The organism is Salmonella enterica subsp. enterica serovar Typhimurium str. LT2 (assembly GCF_000006945.2).
Classification (GTDB): domain Bacteria; phylum Pseudomonadota; class Gammaproteobacteria; order Enterobacterales; family Enterobacteriaceae; genus Salmonella; species Salmonella enterica.
The window spans coordinates 1,923,125-1,944,573 of the sequence record NC_003197.2 but is presented as its reverse complement, the minus strand read 5'-3'; the positions used below and the strand labels follow the sequence as shown (position 1 = coordinate 1,944,573).

Below are 21,449 nucleotides of genomic sequence, written 5' to 3'. Positions count from 1 at the left end.
TAACTCATGACAGGAATAATCTTGAGCAAGAACGCATTTAATGCTTATTTTAATAGCCTGTGTTTAGGAGTAAGACCACGAAGTGATTATATAATGAGCAAAACAGAACTATACGCGGCGTTAAACCGCGATTTTCAGTCGTTAATGGCAGGTGAAACCAGCTTTCTGGCCACGCTGGCGAATACCAGCGCGCTACTGTTCGAACGCCTTACCGAGGTGAACTGGGCGGGATTTTATCTCCTCGAAGGCGATACGCTGGTGTTGGGGCCGTTTCAGGGGCGAATCGCCTGTGTGCGGATTCCGGTTGGTCGCGGCGTGTGTGGCGCAGCGGTAGCGCAGAATAAGGTTCAACGTATTGATGATGTTCATGCGTTTGACGGCCATATTGCCTGTGATGCCGCCAGCAACGCCGAAATTGTGCTGCCTGTCACGGTTGGCGAACGGATTATCGGCGTGCTGGATATAGATAGCACGGCGTTTGGCCGTTTTACCGAAGAAGATGAACACGGCCTGCGTACGCTGGTCGCACAGCTTGAAACCGTGCTTGCAACGACGGATTACAAAAAATTCTTTGCGAGCGTCGCAGGATAATCAACGGATAACGTAGCAATTACTGATGGCGTCATTATAATGACGCCTGTTCATGCCTGCTGCTTGTTGGCTACGTCCGTTGTAATCAGGAAATTTCATGGAAAATCAACCTAAGTTGAATAGCAGTAAAGAAGTTATCGCGTTTCTGGCCGAGCGTTTTCCTCACTGTTTTAGTGCGGAAGGCGAAGCTCGCCCGCTGAAAATTGGTATTTTTCAGGATCTGGTAGAGCGAGTTGGGGGCGAAATGAACCTCAGCAAAACGCAACTTCGTTCCGCTTTACGTCTTTATACTTCAAGCTGGCGTTACCTGTACGGCGTTAAGCCGGGCGCAACGCGCGTCGACCTTGATGGCAATCCGTGCGGCGAGCTGGAAGAACAGCATGTCGAACATGCGCGTAAGCAGCTTGAAGAAGCCAAAGCCCGTGTTCAGGCGCAGCGCGCAGAGCAGCAAGCGAAAAAACGCGAAGCTGCCGCGGCGGCTGGCGAAAAAGAAGACGCGCCGCGACGCGAGCGTAAACCTCGCCCGGTAGCGCGTCGTAAAGAAGGCGCTGAACGTAAACCTCGCGCTGATAAACCGACGACGAAAGCGCCGCGTGCGCCTCGCGAAGAGAAGCACACGCCGGTTTCTGATATTTCAGTATTGACCGTAGGGCAGTCCCTCAAGGTGAAAGCGGGTAATAATGCGATGGATGCCACCGTATTAGAAATCACCAAAGATGGTGTCCGTGTACAGCTGAATTCGGGTATGTCTTTGATTGTACGCGCAGAACACCTGGTGTTCTGAAACGGAGGCCAGGCCTGGCATGAACACTTTTTTTAGGCTTACCGCGTTAGCTGGCCTGCTTGCATTAGCAGGCCAGTCCTTCGCCGTGGAAGATATTACGCGTGCCGATCAAATTCCCGTACTAAAGGAAGAGACGCAACATGCGACGGTGAGCGAGCGCGTAACGTCGCGTTTTACCCGCTCCCATTATCGCCAGTTCGATCTGGATGAGGCATTTTCGGCAAAGATTTTTGATCGCTATCTGAATCTTCTCGACTATAGCCACAACGTTTTGTTGGCGAGCGATGTCGAGCAGTTTGCGAAAAAGAAAACCGTGTTGGGCGATGAGCTGCGCACGGGTAAGCTGGATGTTTTTTACGATCTTTATAACCTGGCGCAAAAGCGCCGGTTTGAACGTTACCAGTACGCGCTAAAAGTGCTGGAACGGCCAATGGATTTCACCGGAAACGATACGTTTAACCTGGACCGCAGTAAAGCGCCCTGGCCGAAAGATGAGGCTGAGCTAAATGCGCTGTGGGATGGTAAAGTGAAATTCGATGAGCTCAGCCTGAAACTCACCGGCAAGAGCGACAAAGAAATTCGCGAAACGCTGACGCGTCGCTACAAATTCGCTATTCGTCGCCTGGCGCAGACCAACAGTGAAGATGTGTTCTCGCTGGCGATGACCGCTTTTGCGCGTGAAATCGACCCGCATACGAATTATCTTTCTCCCCGCAATACCGAGCAGTTTAATACCGAAATGAGCCTGTCTCTGGAAGGTATCGGCGCGGTGCTGCAAATGGATGACGATTATACTGTCATTAACTCATTGGTTGCCGGCGGCCCGGCAGCGAAGAGCAAGTCGATTAGCGTCGGCGATCGTATCGTCGGCGTAGGGCAGGCCGGAAAACCGATGGTCGACGTTATTGGCTGGCGTCTTGACGATGTGGTGGCGCTGATCAAAGGGCCGAAAGGCAGCAAGGTTCGACTGGAAATACTGCCGGCTGGCAAAGGGACGAAAACGCGTATTATCACGCTGACGCGTGAACGGATTCGTCTTGAAGATCGCGCGGTTAAAATGTCGGTGAAAACCGTCGGCAAGGAAAAAGTTGGTGTACTGGATATTCCAGGCTTCTATGTTGGCTTGACCGATGATGTCAAAGTTCAGCTTCAGAAGCTGGAAAAACAGAACGTTAACAGCATCGTTATCGATCTGCGTTCAAACGGCGGTGGGGCGCTGACGGAAGCCGTTTCGCTTTCCGGTCTGTTTATCCCTTCTGGTCCGATAGTTCAGGTGCGCGACAATAACGGTAAAGTGCGTGAGGATAGCGACACCGACGGCGTGGTCTACTACAAAGGCCCGCTGGTGGTGCTGGTCGATCGTTTCAGTGCCTCGGCATCGGAAATCTTCGCTGCCGCGATGCAGGATTATGGCCGCGCGCTGATTGTCGGTGAGCCGACCTTCGGTAAAGGTACGGTACAGCAATATCGTTCGCTAAACCGAATTTACGATCAGATGCTTCGCCCGGAATGGCCTGCGCTGGGTTCGGTGCAGTACACCATTCAGAAGTTTTACCGTGTCAACGGCGGTAGTACGCAGCGTAAAGGGGTCACGCCGGATATCATCATGCCGACTGGCAATGAAGAGACGGAAACCGGAGAAAAATTTGAAGATAACGCCTTGCCGTGGGATAGCATTGATGCGGCGAAATACGTGAAATCGGACGATTTGGCCCCGTTTGGCCCGGAATTATTGAAAGAACACAACGCGCGTATCGCCAAAGATCCTGAGTTCCAGTACATCATGAAGGATATCGCACGTTTCAATGCCATGAAGGATAAGCGCAACATCGTCTCTCTGAATTATGCGCAGCGTGAGAAAGAGAACAATGAAGAAGACGCTCTGCGTCTGGCGCGTATTAACGATCGGTTTAAACGCGAGGGTAAACCGTTGCTGAAGAAACTGGACGATCTGCCAAAGGATTACCAGGAGCCGGACCCATACCTTGATGAAACGGTGAAGATTGCTCTGGACCTGGCGCATCTTGAAAAAGAAAAACCAGCGGAGCAGGCGGCAGCCAATAAGTAACGCTAAACAGGCACAAAAAATTGTGCCTGTTTTTTTTTAACAAGCGCAGAAGTCGTCAGGATAATGCTACAAAATGTAAAGTTGTGTTTTTCTCGTGACTTACCGCCTGGTGATGCTTGAAAATAGCCATAAGACCCATACGATGTGGGTAATCGCATAGTGCGCTTTGTTAAATTGAGGTTAAAAGAAAATTATGATGCGAATCGCGCTCTTCCTGCTGACGAACCTGGCCGTGATGGTCGTTTTCGGGCTGGTTCTGAGCCTGACGGGGATACAGTCGAGCAGCGTGCAAGGCTTGCTGATCATGGCGCTGCTGTTTGGTTTTGGCGGTTCTTTTATTTCATTGCTGATGTCCAAATGGATGGCGTTAAAATCCGTAGGAGGGGAAGTTATTGAACAGCCTCGCAATGAAAGAGAACGCTGGTTGATGAACACCGTAGCAACGCAAGCGCGCCAGGCCGGTATCGCCATGCCGCAGGTTGCTATCTACCATGCGCCGGACATTAACGCGTTTGCGACGGGCGCCCGCCGTGACGCCTCATTGGTCGCTGTGAGCACCGGTCTGTTGCAAAATATGAGCCCTGACGAGGCGGAAGCCGTCATTGCGCATGAAATCAGCCATATTGCCAATGGCGATATGGTGACGATGACGTTGATTCAGGGGGTGGTTAACACCTTCGTTATCTTTATTTCGCGCATTATCGCGCAAATTGCTGCAGGTTTTCTGGGCGGCAACCGTGATGAAGGCGAAGGAAGTAACGGTAATCCGCTAATCTATTTCGCCGTTGCGACGGTGCTGGAACTGGTCTTCGGTATTCTGGCAAGCATTATCACCATGTGGTTCTCCCGTTACCGTGAGTTTCATGCCGATGCGGGATCGGCGAAGCTGGTTGGTCGTGAAAAAATGATTGCCGCGTTGCAGCGCCTGAAAACCAGCTACGAGCCGCAAGAAGCGACCAGCATGATGGCGTTTTGTATTAACGGTAAATCGAAATCGTTAAGCGAGCTGTTTATGACGCACCCACCGCTGGATAAACGCATTGAAGCGCTGCGTAGCGGCGAGTACCTGAAATAATAAGCCCACTGGCAAGTATGAAAAGCGCGTCGAATGACGCGCTTTTTTTACGCCTGAACGCGTGGTTGCGTAATACGTAAACCGCTCACTACCGCCGCGAGAATCGCCAGGATCGCCGCTGCGAGCAGCGAAAGATGCGTACCGCTATCGCCAAACTGGTTCAACATCAGCGCTACCAGCGCGGCGCCAGTACTTTGGCCTAACAGTCGCGCCGTGCCCAGCATCCCGCTGGCGCCACCGCTGCGCTCACGCGGCGCGGAAGTGATAATGGTGTGATTATTCGGCGACTGGAACAGGCCAAACCCTGCGCCACAAAGGATCATTGGCCAGATAATATTCAGATCGGAGGGGGAGGCAGGCAACATGACCAGCGCAAACAACCCGGCTGCCATTATCACCATTCCCAGCGCCCCCAGCAAACCGGCATGAAGACGTTCTATCAGGTATCCCGCCAGCGGCGCCATCACCATCGTTGCCAGCGGCCAGGGCGTCAATAACAGGCCGGTTTCTACTTCGCTACGGCCCAGCACGGTTTGCAGATAAAAAGGTAGCGAGACCATGGCTAACATTTGCGCGCAGAACGAGCAAATTGACGTGCCGATCGAGAGTGAAAAAAGCGGAATGCGTAACAAGTCGATGGGTAACAAAGGGACGGGCAAAGAAAGCTGGCGGCGCACGAAGAAAAACCCGACCACGACCAGAACGAGCAGCTCTGCGCCAATCAACGTTAGCGACTGTCCCTGGGCAAATCCGCTCAATGCGGTAATCAGCAGGCCAAATGTGAGCGCATTCATTACCGCGCTCGGTAAGTCAAAGCGCGGCTTAGTGTCATGGGCGATGTTTGCTGGTAAAAAGCGGATGGCCAGAATTAACGCGATGATACCTAACGGGACATTAATCAGAAACAGCCATTTCCATGATGAGATGGATAAAATCGCCGCGGCGATCGTCGGACCCGCGGCGGAAGAGACGGCGACGATAAAAGAGTTAATTCCCATGCCTCGTCCCAGATGACGCTGGGGGTAGATAAGACGAATCAGCGCCGTGTTTACGCTCATTAGCGCCGCGCCGCCAAATCCCTGCGCGATGCGCGCCAGCGTCAGCATCTGCAGCGAGTCTGAAAGCGCGCAAAACAATGATGAAAGCAGAAATACCACTAAACCACATTTATAGATCCGGTGATAACCAAACATGTCGCCTAAAAAAGACAGGGAAAGCAGTGAGACGACAATGGCGATTTGGTACGCATTGACAATCCAGATAGAGCTGGCAGGGGAGGCATGTAAATCAGTCGCAATGGTTGGCAGCGCGACATTAGCGATTGCGCCATCCAGAACCGCCATCGAAATACCGATAATAATCGTCAGGATAGCGCCGTATCTCTGCGGGAGGGGCAGGCCATCGGCCCGTGTTTTTTCCATAAGTATTTTGTAATAAGGGGAGTTATGAGCTGAATAATAATGTTAGCATTAATACTGAGTTGTTATGTCGCAGATTTGTAACGAAGTAAGCAAAGATGGATTGCGGGCGACCTGGCGTGAAATTATAATAAAAACTCGTTCTGAATTTTATAAAACGCTCGTAATGAGGTGATAAATGGCAAACGCAGATCTGGATAAGCAGCCTGATTCTGTATCTTCTGTGCTGAAAGTTTTCGGCATTCTGCAGGCGCTGGGTGAAGAGCGTGAAATAGGGATTACCGAGCTATCGCAGCGCGTCATGATGTCGAAAAGCACCGTTTATCGCTTTTTGCAAACCATGAAAACGCTGGGCTACGTGGCTCAGGAGGGGGAGTCTGAAAAATACTCTCTGACGCTAAAGCTGTTTGAGCTGGGCGCGCGAGCTTTGCAAAATGTTGATCTCATCCGCAGTGCGGACATTCAGATGCGCGAACTGTCTCGTCTGACAAAAGAAACTATCCATCTTGGCGCGCTGGATGAAGACAGCATTGTCTATATCCATAAAATTGACTCTATGTACAATCTGCGGATGTACTCACGTATTGGGCGTCGTAATCCGCTGTACAGTACGGCCATCGGTAAAGTGCTTCTGGCCTGGCGCGACCGTGATGAGGTTAAGCAGATTCTCGACGGCGTAGAGTATAAGCAAAGCACGGGACGCACGATTACCAGCACTGAAGCGTTGCTGCCGCTGTTGGATGAAGTGCGTGCGCAAGGATACGGTGAAGATAACGAAGAACAGGAAGAAGGATTACGTTGTATCGGCGTACCGGTATTTGACCGTTTTGGCGTAGTCATCGCAGGGTTAAGCATTTCGTTCCCGACGCTGCGTTTTTCAGAAGAACGCCTACAGGAATATGTGGCTATGTTACACGCCGCCGCGCGTAAAATTTCTGAACAAATGGGTTACAACGATTATCCCTTCTAAGCAACGTTATTAGCATGACGTTAAAAAAAAGCAGCTACGAAAAATGTAGCTGCTTTTTTTATAACATCGGGTGGGATGAAATCGTAAAAGTAGATAATATCTGTCGGCTTATTTAACGGTTATTAAAATATTATTTAACAGTACTTATGAACAACAGCCAATATAGGGGAATTATTGGTGATAGTTTCACTGTGAAATTATTTATTGCCGCTTAGCCATTATCCACCACGGTGGCGATTTTTCTGAAAATGGGACAGTCGGAAAAGCCAATAATGCCGCTGTTGGTATGGAGATATTGCGCCGTGCTGGTGCCGCGTGCGGTCAGGTAATGGCACTGTAAACCCAGCCCCGCAGCGTTCACTTTACTTCCCACCAGGATGCCATAGCCGCTCATCAGCAGGCCTATCCACACCAGGGCAAACAATACAATTGCGCGAATGATCAAACGCATTACTACCTCTTTTCTTTTTTAGTTAGAATAAGAGTAGCGTGTACATTGATTGAAACAAGTGAATCATTCCTAAAAACATATAATGCCGCTACAGTTACTCCTGGTTTAAGTAACTCATGATAATTTAGCGACATAAGATGTAAGATCGGAGAGTGGAGTGAAAAAATTTCGATGGGTCGTTCTCGGCATCGTGGTGGTAGTATGCCTGTTGCTGTGGGCGCAGGTGTTTAATATCATGTGCGATCAGGATGTACAATTTTTCAGCGGTATTTGCGCCATCAATAAATTTATTCCCTGGTAAACGTTTTACACCAGAGATTTCCTTCCCGTGTAGCAGTGGTAGAATGACGTCTCTACATTGAGGTGGTGAAATGAACGACGTTTTAAACTCTGGTGCGTTTTCTCTTGCATCTTTAATAGTATCAATGGTGGTTCTGGTGGTGGGGCTGGCGCTCTGGTTCTTTGTCAACCGGGCAAGCTCCCGTGCCAACGAGCAGATAGAATTGCTCGAAGCGTTATTGGATCAACAGAAGCGGCAAAACGCGTTGTTACGTCGCCTTTGCGAAGCAAACGAACCAGAAAAAGAAGCGGAACCCGCAACAGCGGCAAGCGAACCAAAAGAGGATGAGGACATCATTCGTCTGGTTGCAGAACGATAATGCTTACCGGGGCGCAAATGGCGCCAGTGCCATACGCCCCATTTCCCCGTCGGATCTCTCCGCGTTGCCGTTTGCAACTGATACTACAGCATCAACACCTTACATAATATATGGCTTTATATGCAACATAGTTTTATATGTATAACAAATGGACATATGGCATTTTTGTGATACCGCTCATTCTCTATTAAAAGCGAAACGTTTCTCTCTCTTTATGGATTGTCATTGTTTGTTCATTATTTTAAGGCATTCTGTAAAGACGCAGAACATCACAAAAAGCGGTGCCGAAAATCGCTTTTCTTTTCTATTATTTTGATTAAAAGGTGTTTTTTATCATTGTGACAATTTATGCATAACTCAGCATAAAAAGTGATATGAAAAATACAGCTTTTAAATGTGATTTGATGCACTGGAAGAAGCGAAGTTATTGAGCTATGGTAGAAAAATGGCTTTTCAGCAGTGACGTTGTCAGGAGTCCGTCAGCGCGTGAGGATATATCTTTCGCAATTTTGTTGCATAAACGTGCTGTCAATTTGTGAAGGTTCTCGTAATTTGTGCGACGGATCGAGACACGTTTAAAAATGGCTTGCCATAATTAACGTTGTATGTGATAACAGGCTTTGGGTTAAACGAGGTACAGTTCTGTTTATGTGTGGCATTTTCAGTAAAGAAGTCCTGAGTAAACACGTTGACGTTGAATACCGCTTCTCTGCCGAACCTTATATTAGTGCCTCAAGCAGTAATGTCTCAGTTTTATCTATGTTATGCCTACGGGCAAAGAAAACACTCTAAGGAATTTTGCAAATGGCAAAGATTAAAGGTCAAGTTAAGTGGTTCAACGAATCCAAAGGTTTTGGCTTCATTACTCCGGCTGACGGCAGCAAAGATGTGTTCGTACACTTCTCCGCTATCCAGGGCAATGGTTTCAAAACTCTGGCTGAAGGCCAGAACGTTGAGTTCGAAATTCAGGACGGCCAGAAAGGTCCGGCTGCTGTTAACGTAACAGCTATCTGATCGACACCACTGATTTGATGCGTTTGTCGCGTCAGCCTCAGATATAAAGCCTCGCTAAAAGCGGGGCTTTTTAATTCAATATCCTTCAAAATGTGTCTGGATGCGCTCTCGTTAGCGATTTGTTGCAAAGGCGCGATGTTATTAGCATTGTTTTTTCTGGTTTTTCCGGCCGTTTCCCGTTAAATCAATCACCTGAAAAATGATTCGGCTGGAGATCAGGTGAAAAAGAAAAGCGACGGCGATACCCGTAATTTTACGCCCATACGTTTTGCACTACTTTGCACTGCCATTCTGCTCAGTATGGCATTGTTGTTAGGGCGGGTGGCATGGCTGCAAATTGTTACGCCGTCGAAACTGGTGAAACAAGAAGATATGCGCTCGCTTCGTGAAGTGACCACGGCCTCTCCACGCGGCATGATCACCGACAGAGAAGGGCGACCCTTAGCGGTGAGCGTTCCGGTTAATGCTGTCTGGGCCGATCCGAAGACTATCATAAGCAAAGGCGGCGTTGGCTACAATGAGCGCTGGCAGGCGCTGGCCAGCGCCCTGCATCTGTCTCTCAGTACGCTTGCGGAACGGGTAAACAGTAACCCGGCAGGCCGTTTTATCTACCTTGCGCGCCAGGTTTCACCCCAGCAAGCCGAATGGATAGATAAACTGAATCTACCGGGTATTAACCTGCGGGAAGAGTCGCGCCGTTTTTACCCTGCCGGACACGTAGCGGCCAATTTGATCGGCTTTACCAATATCGACGGGCAGGGAATAGAAGGTATTGAAAAGAGCTTTAACGCGCAACTGACGGGAAAACCGGGCTCCCGATTGGTGCGTAAAGATAAATTTGGTCACGTTATTGAGAACATTACGGAAGTGAATCCGGTTCCTGCTCATGAACTTCAGCTTAGCATTGATGAACGTCTGCAAACGGTTACCGAAGATGCGCTGGATAACGCCGTCATCTGGAACAAAGCGGAATCCGGCGCTGCCGTATTGATTAACATCCCAACGGGTGAAATTCTCTCGATGGCGAGCTACCCGGATTTCAACCCGAACAACCGTGAAGGCGCGCAGTTGGACGATTTTCGTAACCGCGCGATTAGCGACACCTTCGAACCCGGTTCTACTGTGAAGCCATTGGTCATTATGACTGCGTTACAGCAGGGCATCGTGCAGCCGGACAGCGTTATCGATACCCATCCTTTTACTCTCGATGGACACCGTATCCGCGACGTCGGTTACTATCCGGAACTGACATTAACCGGCATTTTGCAAAAATCCAGCGATACCGGCGTTTCTCACCTTTCTCTGGCGATGCCGGTGCAGAAATTAATGGATACTTATAAAAGCTTTGGTTTCGGCGTGCCTACCGGACTGGGTCTCACCGGAGAGAGCAGCGGGTTATTACCGAAACGCCGTTACTGGAGTGATTTAGATCGCGCTACCTTTGCTTTTGGCTATGGATTAATGGTGACGCCGCTGCAACTGGCGCATGTTTATGCCACGATTGGCAGCTTTGGTATCTACCGTCCGTTATCGATCACCAAAGTTGATCCGCCCGTGATCGGCACGCGGGTAATGCCGGAAGAACTGGTGCACGAGGTGGAACATATGATGGAGAGCGTCGCGTTGCCTGGCGGCGGCGGAACAAAAGCCGCAGTAAGAGACTACCGTATTGCGGTCAAAACCGGGACGGCGAAAAAAATTGGCGATGATGGTAAATACGTCGATAAGTATGTGGCATATACCGCAGGCGTCGCGCCGGCAAGTAACCCCAGATTTGCGCTGGTGGTGGTGATTAATAATCCGCAAAATGGGGCTTATTATGGCGGTGCGGTATCTGCGCCCGTATTCAGCCAGATCATGGGCGATGTGCTGCGGCTGGAAAATGTTGAGCCAGACGGTATGCCAGCCGATTCAGATCACCTTCTGGTGATGCATGGCAGCCACGTTGCGGTTCCGGGTTCGTAAAGGATTTTCCCGGGGCGCAATTCGCGTTACACTTGCGCCCTTTAGCGCCCCAGTCCGGAGTTGTCATGTCGTTTACCTGTCCGCTTTGCCATCAGCCGCTTACGCAGATTAATAACAGCGTTATATGTCCACAGCGCCATCAGTTTGATGTGGCGAAAGAGGGTTACATCAATCTGCTGCCGGTACAGCATAAACGTTCGCGCGATCCGGGCGACAGCGCCGAAATGATGCAGGCGAGGAGAGCGTTTCTTGATGCAGGCCATTATCAGCCGCTGCGCGATGCCGTGATTAACCTGTTGCGCGAGCGGCTGGATCAGTCGGCCACGGCGATTCTGGATATCGGCTGCGGCGAGGGGTATTACACTCATGCTTTTGCCGAGGCGTTGCCGGGAGTCACCACGTTTGGACTGGACGTTGCTAAAACGGCGATCAAAGCGGCGGCGAAACGCTATTCGCAGGTGAAGTTTTGTGTGGCGTCAAGCCATCGACTGCCCTTTGCCGATGCGTCAATGGATGCGGTGATCAGAATCTACGCCCCGTGTAAGGCGCAGGAATTGGCGCGTGTGGTGAAACCTGGTGGTTGGGTCGTTACCGCCACGCCAGGGCCGCATCATCTGATGGAACTAAAAGGGCTCATTTATGATGAGGTGCGTTTACATGCGCCGTATACCGAGCAGCTCGACGGATTCACATTGCAGCAGAGTACCCGCCTTGCTTATCACATGCAGCTCACCGCCGAAGCGGCTGTAGCACTGTTGCAAATGACGCCATTTGCCTGGCGCGCCAGGCCAGACGTGTGGGAACAACTGGCTGCCAGCGCCGGACTTAGCTGCCAGACGGATTTCAACCTTCATCTCTGGCAGCGTAACCGTTAACCGTGAAAATGCGTCCAGAGGATCTGGACGCCAATTCCTATCAGTACGACCCCGCCGAGAATTTCAGCACGCTTACCCAGCATTGGGCCGATAAAGCGACCGATCATCATCCCTAGGGTGGACATGATAAGCGTGGCGCAACCGATAGCTAATGCGGTAGCGATGATGTTTACCTGCAAAAACGCCAGACCGACGCCAACCGCCATCGCATCGAGGCTGGTCGCGATAGCCGTCGTGACTAATAGCCAAAAGCTGTGACGACGTAACGGTGTTTCATCTTCATCACTACCGCCGCGGATACCTTCGATGATCATGCGTCCGCCCAGAAAGATCAGCAGAACAAAGGCTATCCAGTGGTTCCATTCCAGAACGAATTTACTCGCCAATATCCCCAGCCCCCAGCCGATCAACGGGGTTAGCGTTTCAACCGCGCCAAAGATAAGACCGGTACGCAACGCTTCTGAGAATTTGGGTTTATGTAGGGTGGCGCCTTTGCCAATTGATGCCGCGAAAGCATCCATCGACATGCCGAAAGCGAGAAGAACAGTAGCAGTAAAGTGCATGACAACGTCCTGACCGGGGTATCCATTAAACACATCACTGCCCCCAGCAAACATGCATGTCGCCATTCTGTGACGAAATACACAGCAGTTGATGCGCCTATGGTCTCGCCTGACCAGCGGCGGCTGGTCCGTACGCGCCACGTTTTGCAACGAGTATGTTGACACGTACATTTCCGGAGTCTGGAAATCGGCTACTCCCCAATTGACGGCGCAACATTAACATATTTTTAGAATATAAAACAACAGCGATAAAATATTATTTGTCTTTCAATTGAAAACGATTTTCATTTAGATTTATTCATCAATAAAACGTTAAATTAAATAACAATTGGTCAATAGAAAATATAGCCTTAGCTATATTATGATTCGAAATAAAATTCGAAAAACATAGTTGAGGCTATATCTTAAGATATTGATTTTCAATAAGAAGTTTATATATTTTTTCCAGATCGTCGATATTGCGTACACGGATAAGCAAGCGTCGTTGTTCTAATTGCATCACCAGTACGCCGTCTTCCGATAAATTCATCTCTTTAATACGGTTATATTCTATCCAGACATTGGCGAAGAAAAAGCCACGTTGTTTAAAGATGATCCGTGGCGTGCGGATCCAGAATATATAAAACCCCATTAACGCCAGCGCGCTTAATAACCATGTGGTCATCTGCGCTCCGTGGCTGGTTACGTTGTTATAAATAAGGATGGCGACCAGCCCAACGAAGATAACGCTGTCTACGCGACCGCGGCGGAGCAGGGCTATAGAAAGCAGAGTGGGGCCATTGCGACGGGGCATGATGAACTGATCGTAGAGAGCGTAAGCCAATAATGCGGCAATAAAGAGAATCAGCACCAGGTCCGTGATAGTCATTTATCCTCCAGAGAAATAAAAAACGGGGCCGTTTGGCCCCGGTAGTGTACAACAGCCTTACTGGCCCAGCAGTCCTACGGAGTAGCCGGCGATACCAATGACGAAGAAGCCCACGATAATCCACAGCGGGTTAACTTTCTTACGCAGCAGCCACATACAGGCAAAGGTCAACAGTAGCGGAACCAGACCCGGCATCAGCTGGTCGAGAATGGTTTGCACGGTGGTAACGCGTGTCTGACCATCCTGACCGGTGATGGTGGAAACCACCAGCGGGATATTCACATGCGTCCACTTGTTAACCAATGCCCCCATGACAAACAGGCCGAGGATTGACGCCCCCTCAGTCAGTTTTTGCAGGAAGCCGCCGCCCATATCTTTAACGATATCGACGCCTTTGCGGTAGCCATAAGCCACGCCATAATAACGGGTCGCCAGACGCACCAGGTTAAACAGGATGAAAAACAGCAGCGGACCAAGCAGGCTGCCGCTCATTGCAATACCTGCGCCCAGCGCCGCGAATACGGGACGGACGGTACCCCAGAAGATAGGGTCGCCGACGCCTGCCAGCGGTCCCATCAGACCGACTTTGATACCGTTGATAGCGCCATCGTCAATCTCTGCACCGTTCGCACGCTTTTCTTCCATTGCCAGGGTCACGCCCAGTACCGGCGCCGCAACGTAAGGATGAGTGTTAAAGAACTCCAGGTGACGTTTAATCGCCTGTTTACGCGCGTCATTATTCTCCGGATACAGGCGACGAATCGCCGGCACCATAGAGAAGCAGAAGCCCAGCGCTTGCATACGTTCGAAGTTCCATGACCCCTGGAACAGGTTAGAACGAAGAAATACGCCGCGAATATCGCTCGGAGTGAGTTTTTTCTCGGTGGTAGTTTTAGTCATATCAACCATTTCGCTCACCTGTTAGTCCAGTTCGTTATCGAGATCGTTATTGCCAGCAGCCGCTGCAGGCGCGCCCGCTACACGGTTGTATTTCGGGCTCAGCTGGATGTAAAGAATAGCCATCACTGCGCCGATGACACCCAGTGCGACCAGGTTGAAGTTTGTGAAAGCCGCGGTGACGAAACCGAGGTAGAAGAACGGCATCAGGTAGCCTGCGCGCATCATATTGATAACCATCGCATAACCAACCACGACGATCATGCCGCCGGCGATGTTCAGACCGCCTGTGACGACTTCAGGAATCGCATTCAGCATTCCCTGTACTTCGCTGGTGCCTACGGAGATGGCAACGATAACCGCCGGGATAGCGATACGCATTGCCTGCAGGAACAGAGAAGAAACGTGCAGCCAGGAGAGCGCCGTCAGGTTGCCGTTTTCAGCCGCCTTGTCCGCCGCGTGCTGGAATGCCACGGTGATGGTACGAACGATAATGGTCAGTACCTGGCCTGCCGCCGCCAGCGGAATCGCCAGCGCGATACCGGCGCCAATGCTTTGATGCCCGGCGATGACCAGAACGGTAGAGATGATGGACGCCAGTGCGGCATCAGGCGCAACGGCAGCACCGATGTTCATCCAGCCCAGAGCGATCATTTCCAGAGTACCGCCGATGATAATACCGGTTTTCATGTCCCCCAGAACGGCGCCGATTAAGGTACAGGCGATCAGCGGACGGTGGAACTGAAATTCATCAAGTACCGACTCCATACCCGCGATACATGCGACGATGAACACCAGCACAATCTGAAGAGTGGTAATCTCCATTGTACTTCTCCTATTGCTATCTTAAGTGTGAAAGCTAATTAAATGCCGGCGGTTATTTCGCCACTTTGGCAATTAAATCCATCATTTTCAGTTTCGGATCGGTGGAAACTTTACGCACCTCAAGCTCGATGCCGCGCTCGTTGAGCTTTTTAAAGGCTTCGATATCCTTTTCATCGACGGAAACGGCGTTGTTCACCTGCGTTTTACCTTGACGATAGGCCATACCGCCAATGTTCACGGAAGTGACTTTCACGCCGCCCTCAACGATGCGCTCGACGTCGGTAGGATTGGTAAACAGAAGCATCACGCGTTCGCCGGCGTATTTCGGGTTATTGTAGACGCGAATCATCTTCGCGACGTCAACCACATGCGCCGTAACGCCCGGCGGCGCAACTTGCGTCAGCAGCGTTTTACGAACGGTATCCGCCGCCACTTCATCGCTCACAACAATAATACGGCTGACATTGGTCTCTTTGGTCCAGCGGGTAGCGACCTGACCGTGAATGAGGCGGTCATCAATACGGGCAAGCCCGATAACCATATAATCATTCGGGCCCATCGGTTTTGCCGGTGCGGCCGCTTTTGGCGCGGCGGCGACTGGCGCTGGCGCGGCTTTTTCTACCGGTTTCGCTTTCAGCGCTTTTACGCCTTCACGACCGGTTTCTACCGCCAGTGCGACCAGCTCGTCAAAGCTCGGATCGTCGTCACGAGCCATAAACGTTTCGACCAGCATCGGGATGTTGACGCCGGCAATAACTTCATAGCGCTCTTTATCGACGACAATGCGGCTGGCAGCATTAAACGGACTGCCTCCCCATGTATCAACGAGAAATAGCACGCCTTTACTGGTATCGAGTTTAGCCAACTGAGCGTTGTACTTTTCGATCAGCGTTTCGGCATTTTCGCCTGGAACGAAATCGATCCAGCCGACGTTTTCCTGCTCGCCTAACAGCATTTCGGCTGTTTTAAGTAACTGCTCTGCAGCCCAACCATGTGTGCCTATAACAATAGCAATGGTCACTTGCTACCTCCTTTATTATTGTCAACACATCAACTTGACAGATGTATTTTTTGAATCGCCGTCCGCAAGCGAATCGATTCAGATGAGGGTTACAACGAAAAACGCATGATTTTCGTGAATTATTTTAGATATCGAAAAAAATATTTTGTGTGATGGAGATCCGTAATTTTGTTTTCGATAATGAGAAATTTCGAAGTGTAAAATATCCTGGTTACATCTCTTTGCAAAGGAAGGTAAATCTTTGCCAAAAACCAGTTGTCTCTGTTATGTTTAGCTTCCGTTTAATTAGAATGGGGTATAGGGCAGCAGCCCGTTGTATGGATCGTCACCGACGTCATTTCACTCTTTGGCCGTTTTGCGCCTGTCAATCTGGCATATCTTGCCATAGCCTTACTTTGTTTATTGCGTTACCGCCTGCATCCTTTGAGATGTTGTGGGCGCCGTTTAGTCATTCCTTAAGCAGGAGCTTGTCATGGAATTATTAATGGATCCCTCAATTTGGGTGGGTTTACTCACGCTCGTCGTCCTGGAAATTGTTCTGGGTATCGATAACCTGGTCTTTATCGCGATCCTCGCCGATAAATTGCCGCCAAAGCAGCGTGACAAAGCGCGTCTTATCGGGCTCTCGCTGGCGCTGATTATGCGTCTGGCGCTGCTGTCCATTATTTCGTGGCTGGTGACCTTAACAAAGCCGCTCTTTACCGTCTGGGATTTTACCTTCTCCGGCCGCGATTTAATTATGCTGCTGGGCGGTATATTCCTGCTGTTTAAAGCGACCACCGAGCTGCATGAACGTCTGGAAAACCGCGAGCATGACACCGGACACGGTAAAGGCTATGCGAGCTTCTGGGTGGTAGTCACGCAGATTGTCATCCTGGATGCGGTCTTCTCGCTGGACGCCGTGATTACGGCGGTAGGTATGGTAAACCATCTGCCGGTTATGATGGCGGCGGTGGTGATTGCGATGGCGGTGATGCTACTGGCGTCAAAACCGCTGACCCGTTTTGTCAACCAGCATCCGACGGTGGTGGTGCTCTGTCTGAGTTTCCTGCTGATGATCGGCTTGAGCCTGGTGGCGGAAGGGTTTGGTTTCCATATTCCGAAAGGCTACCTGTACGCGGCAATTGGTTTCTCGATCGTTATCGAGGTGTTTAACCAGATTGCGCGCCGCAACTTTATTCGTCATCAGTCCACGTTGCCGCTGCGCGCGCGTACTGCGGACGCTATCCTGCGTCTGATGGGCGGTAAACGCCAGGCGAGTACGCAACATGAAACGGATAGCCCGGCCGCGATATCGGTGTCGGAAGGCGCCTTCGCCGAAGAAGAACGCTACATGATTAACGGCGTACTGACTCTGGCGTCGCGCTCCCTGCGCGGCATTATGACGCCGCGAGGCGAAATTAGTTGGGTGGATGCGAATCTCAGCGTAGCTGAAATCCGTCAGCAGTTACTCTCTTCTCCGCATAGCCTGTTCCCGGTATGTCGGGGCGAGCTGGATGAAATTATCGGTATCGTTCGCGCGAAAGAGTTGCTGGTGGCGCTGGAAGAGGGCGCGGATGTTGCGGCTATCGCCGCGTCTTCCCCGGCGATAGTGGTGCCGGAAACGCTTGATCCTATCAATCTGTTAGGCGTTTTGCGCCGCGCGCGCGGCAGTTTCGTTATCGTCACTAACGAGTTCGGCGTGGTGCAGGGGCTGGTTACGCCGCTGGATGTGCTGGAAGCGATTGCCGGTGAGTTCCCGGATGCCGATGAAACGCCGGAAATCGTTGCCGATGCCGAGGGCTGGATAGTGAAGGGTGGCACCGATCTCCATGCGCTACAGCAGGCGCTGGAAGTTGACCATCTGGTGAACGAAGAGGGCGATATTGCGACGGTCGCGGGGTTAGTGATCGCCGCTAATGGCCATATTCCTCGTGTAGGCGATGTCATTGATGTTCCGCCCCTGCGGATCACCATTGTCGAGGCCAACGACTATCGTGTCGATCTGGTTCGAATTGTTAAAGAACAGCCTGCCCACGACGAAGAGGAATAACGTCACACGCAGGAATCAAGTCTATAGATGCGGCATCGCGGACATAATCTGTCCGTTATGCCGGGCGGGCGGCGGCGCGCTGCCCGCCAGCCACTGTGGAAATTCGCTAATGGGCATCGGCTTCGCATAGAGATAGCCCTGTAACATTTGCACGCCATGCTGGCGCAAATGCTGTGCCTGCGTCTGGTTTTCGACCCCTTCCGCCACCAGTTCAATATTCAGTCTTTGCCCCAGCGCGATAATAATATCGGTCACCGTTGAATTGACCGCATCGGTACCGATGGCGGCGGTGAAGGATTTATCGATTTTCAAAATATCCGGCCGCAGTTTTTCCAGCCAGGAGAGCGAGCTGTTTCCTGTGCCAAAATCATCGATGGCTAACTTCACGCCTTTACGATGCAGCTCGCGCATCAGGCGGTAATCAACGTCAAGCAACGCGTCGCGTTCCGTGAGCTCCAGCACCAGTTGCTGAACAGGTTCCGCACTAAACCAGTACTGATTAAGATCTTTGAGAAGCACGCCGTGTCGGAAATGGCTTGCCGCTACATTGATGCCGATATGAAACTGATGGTTGATGGGGAAGTAGTGCCGCTGCCGAATGGTTTCCGCAATCACATAGCGGGTCAGCGGCGCTATCAGGTTATGTTCCTCGGCGATAGGAATAAAAACATCCGGTGAGATCCAGCCCTGGCGCGGGTTGTTCCAGCGTAACAGGATCTCAACGCCGGTACACTGCTGCGTGCGGGCATTAAGCAACGGCTGACAAAATAGCTCAAACTCCCGTTCGGCAAGGGCCAGATTAATTTCCCAGGAAAAGCTCATTCTGCTGGCCGTTGCCAGCCAGGCGATATAACCGATCAACAGGCTAAGCAATACGGCCAGCGGTAACTGCGTCGGGAGATGTTTGAACGCCAGTACGCCTGCCGACGGCCCGCTGACGCTGATAGTAAAAGGGAAATGTCGCGATGAAAGCTGGTAACGCTCTTCATCTTTTTTTAATTCCGGAAGAGTATCGACCACGCCCCGACCATATAACAGGTGTCGTTTGCCGACCGTCAGGCTGGCGCTGGTAATTTGCGGCTGCTGCGGCTCAAGTAGCATAGTCGTCAGCAAGTCAATATTCACAATTTCCATCACGCCATCCTGGCCATCGGCAGAGGCGGGATACCACTGAATGAGGATCGGGCTTCCCTTGAGTAACGATTGGTCTGTGGAAAGTAGCAGCAGATCGCCGACTGCGGGAAGATCGGGCTGAAGCTGGCGTATGGGAGTATTACGGGCGCCAAAAATGCTTGAGCAATAGAGAATTCCCTCTTTTACCAGCCCGATAGAACGAATGGTTTGTAGGCGGGCGGCTTGCTTACGCAACGGCAAATGCGCGGTCGCGCACGGAAGCTCAAGCAAGGGGAGCAGTATGTTTCGTCCGACCAGGAGAGGATGCAGCACATTATCCAGCGCATCAACGGCATGATTCGCGAATGCAACCGTGCGATGGTGATTTAAGTTCCGCTCCGAAATAAATCGGATGCTCAGCGTAAGAATGAGCGTGACCAGTGCACAAATCGTGCAAACAATGAAACGATTACGGCGATAATGATTGATGATCCGTTGTGCTGTTTGCATGCGGGCCGCCCAATAAGCGTTGGCGACAAAAGCCAACCGCGACACAGCAAGTGTAGTGGGGAAACGTGGAGTCGACGAGGAAGAGATAAAAATTTCGCCCATCCGTAGCAGATGGGCGAAGGGAGGGGAAACGGCGTTTAATCACACTGGACTTTAATAGCCAACCCGCCGCGCGACGTTTCGCGGTATTTTGCGTTCATGTCTTTTCCGGTCTCGTACATCGTTTCGATGACTTTATCCAACGAGACGCGCGGCGCGCTGGTTCGACGCATGGCCATACGCGCAGCGTTGATCGCTTTAACCGAAGCAATGGCGTTACGCTCGATACACGGCACCTGCACCTGACCGGCAACCGGGTCGCAGGTCAGCCCCAGGTTATGCTCCATGCCGATTTCAGCGGCAACGCAAACCTGCTCCGGGCTGGCGCCCAACAGTTCAGCAAGGCCTGCCGCCGCCATCGAACAGGCGACCCCGACTTCGCCCTGACAGCCGACTTCCGCGCCGGAAATAGACGCGTTCATCTTATACAGCGCGCCAATAGCGCCTGCCGCCAGGAAGTAGCGGGTGTAAATATCCGGGCTGACTGATTCAATAAAATGGTCGTAGTAAGCCAGTACCGCAGGAACGATACCGCACGCGCCGTTGGTTGGCGCCGTCACGACGCGGCCGCCTGCGGCGTTCTCTTCGTTCACCGCCAGAGCAAACATGTTCACCCAGTCAATGACGTTCATCGGATCGCTGGAAAGCTTATCGCTGGAAACCAGCATACGACGCAGCGCAGAGGCGCGACGCGGTACGCGCAGCGGCCCCGGCAGCACGCCTTCGGTATTCATACCACGATCAATACAGGCCTGCATGGTCTGCCAGACGTGACCGAAATACTCTTCAATCTCTTTCTTGCTATGCAGCGCCAGTTCGTTTTGCATCACCATGCCGGAGAGTGAAAGGCCGGTACTGTTGCAATACTCCAGCATTTCTTTCGCCGATTTAAACGGATAAGGTACAGTAACCTCATTCGTCGCTTCCTGGCCGAAATGCTCTTCATCAACGATAAAGCCGCCGCCGATGGAATAGTACGTCTTGCTATAAATGACCGTGTCGTCATGCCAGGCGTGGATCTGCATCCCGTTTTCATGCAGCGGCAAATTGCCGTTGTGAAAACGCATTCCGTCATCTTTCGGGAAGTCGACTTCGTGACGTCCCTGGGCCAGTAACAGACGCTCGCGCGTTTCGACGTCGCGAATAAAACCGGGGATACTATCAATATCCACGGTAGCGGGTTCATTACCCGCCAGACCCATAATAATGGCGATATCGGTATGGTGACCTTTCCCCGTCAGCGACAGCGAGCCGTAGACATCGACAGCGACGCGGGTAACGTTATCCAGTAATCCTTTTTCGACCAGGTCATCGACGAACTGTTTACCGGCCTTCATCGGGCCAACAGTGTGGGAAGAGGAGGGACCAATCCCTACCTTAAACATGTCGAATAGGCTAATCACGATAATACTCCTGACAGGGCAACCGGGGCTTCCGGTTACGATGTTATAACTGCGCATAGTGTAAGAGGGAACGCTGGCATCAGCTTAACTATTCACATGAATTAAACTAATGAATAACCGCGTTTTTACTAATATTGCGACAGTAATCTCAAGTCGTGTCTTACGCGCGTAAAGTTAAGTATATACACGTTGCCCTTCAGGCTGCCTCTTTGGGGGAGGCGATTGTTACCGCCTTGAGGCAACGTGAA

General features: G+C 51.2%; 22 protein-coding genes and 25 other annotated features. Of the genes, 13 read left to right on the top strand and 9 right to left on the bottom strand.

Features of this window, described 5'->3' with window-relative positions; genetic code table 11:
* Window positions 1-6: 6 nt before the first annotated feature.
* The 4 genes from yebR to htpX all read left to right on the top strand — a co-directional run bounded on the left by yebR (window position 7) and on the right by htpX (window position 4,518).
* Window positions 7-591, top strand: a complete 585-nt coding sequence (yebR, locus tag STM1847; protein NP_460803.1) for a putative GAF domain-containing protein — start codon at window positions 7-9, stop codon at window positions 589-591.
* An 86-nt stretch (window positions 592-677) separates the two neighbouring features.
* Window positions 678-683: a ribosome-binding site (putative RBS for proQ; RegulonDB:STMS1H002016), on the top strand.
* The gene (gene proQ / locus STM1846; RefSeq protein NP_460802.1) for an activator of proP occupies window positions 678-1,375 on the top strand. Within the gene, window positions 689-1,375 belong to an annotated coding region; the region does not span the whole gene. Its footprint overlaps the feature before it by 6 nt.
* Before the next feature lies 1 nt (window position 1,376).
* Window positions 1,377-1,382, top strand: a ribosome-binding site (putative RBS for prc; RegulonDB:STMS1H002015).
* Window positions 1,377-3,443 (top strand): carboxy-terminal protease for penicillin-binding protein 3 gene (prc, locus tag STM1845; RefSeq protein NP_460801.1). Within the gene, window positions 1,395-3,443 belong to an annotated coding region; the region does not span the whole gene. Its footprint overlaps the feature before it by 6 nt.
* 176 nt (window positions 3,444-3,619) lie before the next feature.
* Window positions 3,620-3,625 (top strand) — a ribosome-binding site (putative RBS for htpX; RegulonDB:STMS1H002014).
* The gene (gene htpX / locus STM1844) for a heat shock protein (protein ID NP_460800.1) occupies window positions 3,620-4,518 on the top strand. Within the gene, window positions 3,637-4,518 belong to an annotated coding region; the region does not span the whole gene. It overlaps the preceding feature by 6 nt.
* A gap of 47 nt (window positions 4,519-4,565) precedes the next feature.
* Here the strand turns inward: htpX and STM1843 are convergent.
* Window positions 4,566-5,939: a putative transport protein gene (locus STM1843; protein NP_460799.1), complete on the bottom strand. Its 1,374-nt coding sequence runs from the start codon at window positions 5,937-5,939 to the stop codon at window positions 4,566-4,568.
* A gap of 165 nt (window positions 5,940-6,104) precedes the next feature.
* Window positions 6,105-6,110: a ribosome-binding site (putative RBS for kdgR; RegulonDB:STMS1H002013), on the top strand.
* Here STM1843 and kdgR point away from each other — a divergent pair.
* Window positions 6,105-6,906, top strand: a protein-coding gene (gene kdgR, locus STM1842) for a putative IclR family transcriptional repressor (protein ID NP_460798.1). Within the gene, window positions 6,115-6,906 belong to an annotated coding region; the region does not span the whole gene. Its footprint overlaps the feature before it by 6 nt.
* Before the next feature lie 211 nt (window positions 6,907-7,117).
* Here the strand turns inward: kdgR and STM1841 are convergent.
* The gene (locus tag STM1841; protein NP_460797.1) for a putative outer membrane or exported occupies window positions 7,118-7,363 on the bottom strand. Within the gene, window positions 7,118-7,357 belong to an annotated coding region; the region does not span the whole gene.
* Window positions 7,358-7,363: a ribosome-binding site (putative RBS for STM1841; RegulonDB:STMS1H002012), on the bottom strand. Its footprint overlaps the gene before it by 6 nt.
* Window positions 7,364-7,502: 139 nt before the next feature.
* Window positions 7,503-7,508 (top strand) — a ribosome-binding site (putative RBS for yobG; RegulonDB:STMS1H002011).
* On the opposite strand from STM1841, the gene yobG reads away from it, so the two are divergent.
* From yobG to rrmA, 6 genes are all read left to right on the top strand, one after another.
* Window positions 7,503-7,658 (top strand): putative inner membrane protein gene (gene yobG, locus STM1840; RefSeq protein NP_460796.1). Within the gene, window positions 7,515-7,658 belong to an annotated coding region; the region does not span the whole gene. Its footprint overlaps the feature before it by 6 nt.
* 59 nt (window positions 7,659-7,717) lie before the next feature.
* Window positions 7,718-7,723: a ribosome-binding site (putative RBS for STM1839; RegulonDB:STMS1H002010), on the top strand.
* The gene (locus STM1839) for a putative periplasmic or exported protein (RefSeq protein ID NP_460795.1) occupies window positions 7,718-8,016 on the top strand. Within the gene, window positions 7,729-8,016 belong to an annotated coding region; the region does not span the whole gene. It overlaps the preceding feature by 6 nt.
* Window positions 8,017-8,647: 631 nt before the next feature.
* Window positions 8,648-8,653: a ribosome-binding site (putative RBS for yobF; RegulonDB:STMS1H002009), on the top strand.
* Window positions 8,648-8,808 (top strand): putative cytoplasmic protein gene (gene yobF, locus STM1838; RefSeq protein ID NP_460794.1). Within the gene, window positions 8,665-8,808 belong to an annotated coding region; the region does not span the whole gene. It overlaps the preceding feature by 6 nt.
* Window positions 8,807-8,812: a ribosome-binding site (putative RBS for cspC; RegulonDB:STMS1H002008), on the top strand. (Overlaps the previous gene by 2 nt.)
* Window positions 8,807-9,030 (top strand): cold shock protein gene (cspC, locus tag STM1837; RefSeq protein ID NP_460793.1). Within the gene, window positions 8,821-9,030 belong to an annotated coding region; the region does not span the whole gene. It overlaps the preceding feature by 6 nt. Before yobF ends, cspC begins: the two co-directional genes overlap by 2 nt.
* A 212-nt stretch (window positions 9,031-9,242) precedes the next feature.
* Window positions 9,243-9,248, top strand: a ribosome-binding site (putative RBS for STM1836; RegulonDB:STMS1H002007).
* The gene (locus STM1836) for a putative penicillin-binding protein-3 (RefSeq protein ID NP_460792.1) occupies window positions 9,243-10,995 on the top strand. Within the gene, window positions 9,250-10,995 belong to an annotated coding region; the region does not span the whole gene. Its footprint overlaps the feature before it by 6 nt.
* 54 nt (window positions 10,996-11,049) lie before the next feature.
* Window positions 11,050-11,055 (top strand) — a ribosome-binding site (putative RBS for rrmA; RegulonDB:STMS1H002006).
* Window positions 11,050-11,870 (top strand): 23S rRNA m1G745 methyltransferase gene (rrmA, locus tag STM1835; protein ID NP_460791.1). Within the gene, window positions 11,061-11,870 belong to an annotated coding region; the region does not span the whole gene. (Overlaps the previous feature by 6 nt.)
* Here rrmA and yebN read toward each other — a convergent pair.
* From yebN to manX, 5 genes are all read right to left on the bottom strand, one after another.
* Window positions 11,867-12,499 (bottom strand): putative YebN family transport protein gene (yebN, locus tag STM1834; protein ID NP_460790.1). Within the gene, window positions 11,867-12,487 belong to an annotated coding region; the region does not span the whole gene. The genes rrmA and yebN overlap by 4 nt on opposite strands.
* Window positions 12,494-12,499 (bottom strand) — a ribosome-binding site (putative RBS for yebN; RegulonDB:STMS1H002005). Its footprint overlaps the gene before it by 6 nt.
* A 331-nt stretch (window positions 12,500-12,830) precedes the next feature.
* The gene (locus tag STM1833; RefSeq protein NP_460789.1) for a putative inner membrane protein occupies window positions 12,831-13,312 on the bottom strand. Within the gene, window positions 12,831-13,301 belong to an annotated coding region; the region does not span the whole gene.
* Window positions 13,307-13,312, bottom strand: a ribosome-binding site (putative RBS for STM1833; RegulonDB:STMS1H002004). Its footprint overlaps the gene before it by 6 nt.
* A 46-nt stretch (window positions 13,313-13,358) precedes the next feature.
* Window positions 13,359-14,231, bottom strand: a protein-coding gene (manZ, locus tag STM1832; protein ID NP_460788.1) for a mannose-specific enzyme IID. Within the gene, window positions 13,359-14,219 belong to an annotated coding region; the region does not span the whole gene.
* Window positions 14,223-15,036, bottom strand: a protein-coding gene (gene manY / locus STM1831; RefSeq protein ID NP_460787.1) for a mannose-specific enzyme IIC. Within the gene, window positions 14,223-15,023 belong to an annotated coding region; the region does not span the whole gene. The genes manZ and manY overlap by 9 nt, the downstream gene beginning before the upstream one ends.
* Window positions 14,226-14,231 (bottom strand) — a ribosome-binding site (putative RBS for manZ; RegulonDB:STMS1H002003). Its footprint overlaps the gene before it by 6 nt.
* Window positions 15,031-15,036, bottom strand: a ribosome-binding site (putative RBS for manY; RegulonDB:STMS1H002002). It lies within the gene manY.
* Before the next feature lie 39 nt (window positions 15,037-15,075).
* The gene (manX, locus tag STM1830) for a mannose-specific enzyme IIAB (RefSeq protein ID NP_460786.1) occupies window positions 15,076-16,241 on the bottom strand. Within the gene, window positions 15,076-16,044 belong to an annotated coding region; the region does not span the whole gene.
* Window positions 16,052-16,057 (bottom strand) — a ribosome-binding site (putative RBS for manX; RegulonDB:STMS1H002001). (Overlaps the previous gene by 6 nt.)
* Window positions 16,157-16,185 (bottom strand) — a protein binding site (putative binding site for Mlc, RegulonDB: STMS1H000290).
* Window positions 16,165-16,191: a protein binding site (putative binding site for NagC, RegulonDB: STMS1H000300), on the bottom strand. Its footprint overlaps the feature before it by 21 nt.
* Window positions 16,193-16,205 (bottom strand) — a protein binding site (putative binding site for CRP, RegulonDB: STMS1H000037).
* Between manX and STM1829 the strand changes: the two genes are divergently transcribed.
* Together STM1829 and yoaE are read left to right on the top strand one after the other, a co-directional pair.
* Window positions 16,194-16,529 carry a putative cytoplasmic protein gene (locus STM1829; RefSeq protein ID NP_460785.1) on the top strand — a complete coding sequence of 112 codons (336 nt, stop codon included), beginning with the start codon at window positions 16,194-16,196 and terminating at the stop codon, window positions 16,527-16,529. The genes manX and STM1829 overlap by 48 nt on opposite strands.
* Window positions 16,209-16,217 (bottom strand) — a -10 signal (putative -10_signal for manX; RegulonDB:STMLTH004514). It overlaps the preceding gene by 9 nt.
* Window positions 16,223-16,251: a protein binding site (putative binding site for NagC, RegulonDB: STMS1H000303), on the bottom strand.
* Window positions 16,229-16,249: a protein binding site (putative binding site for CRP, RegulonDB: STMS1H000041), on the bottom strand. Its footprint overlaps the feature before it by 21 nt.
* Window positions 16,233-16,241, bottom strand: a -35 signal (putative -35_signal for manX; RegulonDB:STMLTH004514). Its footprint overlaps the feature before it by 9 nt.
* Window positions 16,505-16,510 (top strand) — a ribosome-binding site (putative RBS for yoaE; RegulonDB:STMS1H002000).
* Window positions 16,505-18,076 (top strand): putative inner membrane protein gene (gene yoaE / locus STM1828; protein ID NP_460784.2). Within the gene, window positions 16,517-18,076 belong to an annotated coding region; the region does not span the whole gene. The genes STM1829 and yoaE overlap by 25 nt, the downstream gene beginning before the upstream one ends.
* A gap of 21 nt (window positions 18,077-18,097) precedes the next feature.
* Here the strand turns inward: yoaE and STM1827 are convergent.
* Together STM1827 and sdaA are read right to left on the bottom strand one after the other, a co-directional pair.
* The gene (locus STM1827; RefSeq protein NP_460783.3) at window positions 18,098-19,801 is read right to left on the bottom strand and encodes a putative diguanylate cyclase/phosphodiesterase; all 1,704 of its coding nucleotides are present in this window, start codon (window positions 19,799-19,801) and stop codon (window positions 18,098-18,100) included.
* Between the two features lie 35 nt (window positions 19,802-19,836).
* Window positions 19,837-21,214 (bottom strand): L-serine deaminase I/L-threonine deaminase I gene (sdaA, locus tag STM1826; protein ID NP_460782.1). Within the gene, window positions 19,837-21,201 belong to an annotated coding region; the region does not span the whole gene.
* Window positions 21,209-21,214, bottom strand: a ribosome-binding site (putative RBS for sdaA; RegulonDB:STMS1H001999). Its footprint overlaps the gene before it by 6 nt.
* Window positions 21,215-21,449: the final 235 nt, after the last annotated feature.

Coding starts and splice junctions, on each gene's coding strand:
- yebR (NP_460803.1), top strand. CDS start 7: ATGACAGGAATAATCTTGAGCAAGAACGCATTTAATGCTTATTTTAAT.
- proQ (NP_460802.1), top strand. CDS start 689: ATGGAAAATCAACCTAAGTTGAATAGCAGTAAAGAAGTTATCGCGTTT.
- prc (NP_460801.1), top strand. CDS start 1,395: ATGAACACTTTTTTTAGGCTTACCGCGTTAGCTGGCCTGCTTGCATTA.
- htpX (NP_460800.1), top strand. CDS start 3,637: ATGATGCGAATCGCGCTCTTCCTGCTGACGAACCTGGCCGTGATGGTC.
- STM1843 (NP_460799.1), bottom strand. CDS start 5,939: ATGGAAAAAACACGGGCCGATGGCCTGCCCCTCCCGCAGAGATACGGC.
- kdgR (NP_460798.1), top strand. CDS start 6,115: ATGGCAAACGCAGATCTGGATAAGCAGCCTGATTCTGTATCTTCTGTG.
- STM1841 (NP_460797.1), bottom strand. CDS start 7,357: ATGCGTTTGATCATTCGCGCAATTGTATTGTTTGCCCTGGTGTGGATA.
- STM1839 (NP_460795.1), top strand. CDS start 7,729: ATGAACGACGTTTTAAACTCTGGTGCGTTTTCTCTTGCATCTTTAATA.
- yobF (NP_460794.1), top strand. CDS start 8,665: ATGTGTGGCATTTTCAGTAAAGAAGTCCTGAGTAAACACGTTGACGTT.
- cspC (NP_460793.1), top strand. CDS start 8,821: ATGGCAAAGATTAAAGGTCAAGTTAAGTGGTTCAACGAATCCAAAGGT.
- rrmA (NP_460791.1), top strand. CDS start 11,061: ATGTCGTTTACCTGTCCGCTTTGCCATCAGCCGCTTACGCAGATTAAT.
- yebN (NP_460790.1), bottom strand. CDS start 12,487: ATGTTTGCTGGGGGCAGTGATGTGTTTAATGGATACCCCGGTCAGGAC.
- STM1833 (NP_460789.1), bottom strand. CDS start 13,301: ATGACTATCACGGACCTGGTGCTGATTCTCTTTATTGCCGCATTATTG.
- manY (NP_460787.1), bottom strand. CDS start 15,023: ATGGAGATTACCACTCTTCAGATTGTGCTGGTGTTCATCGTCGCATGT.
- yoaE (NP_460784.2), top strand. CDS start 16,517: ATGGAATTATTAATGGATCCCTCAATTTGGGTGGGTTTACTCACGCTC.
- STM1827 (NP_460783.3), bottom strand. CDS start 19,801: ATGGGCGAAATTTTTATCTCTTCCTCGTCGACTCCACGTTTCCCCACT.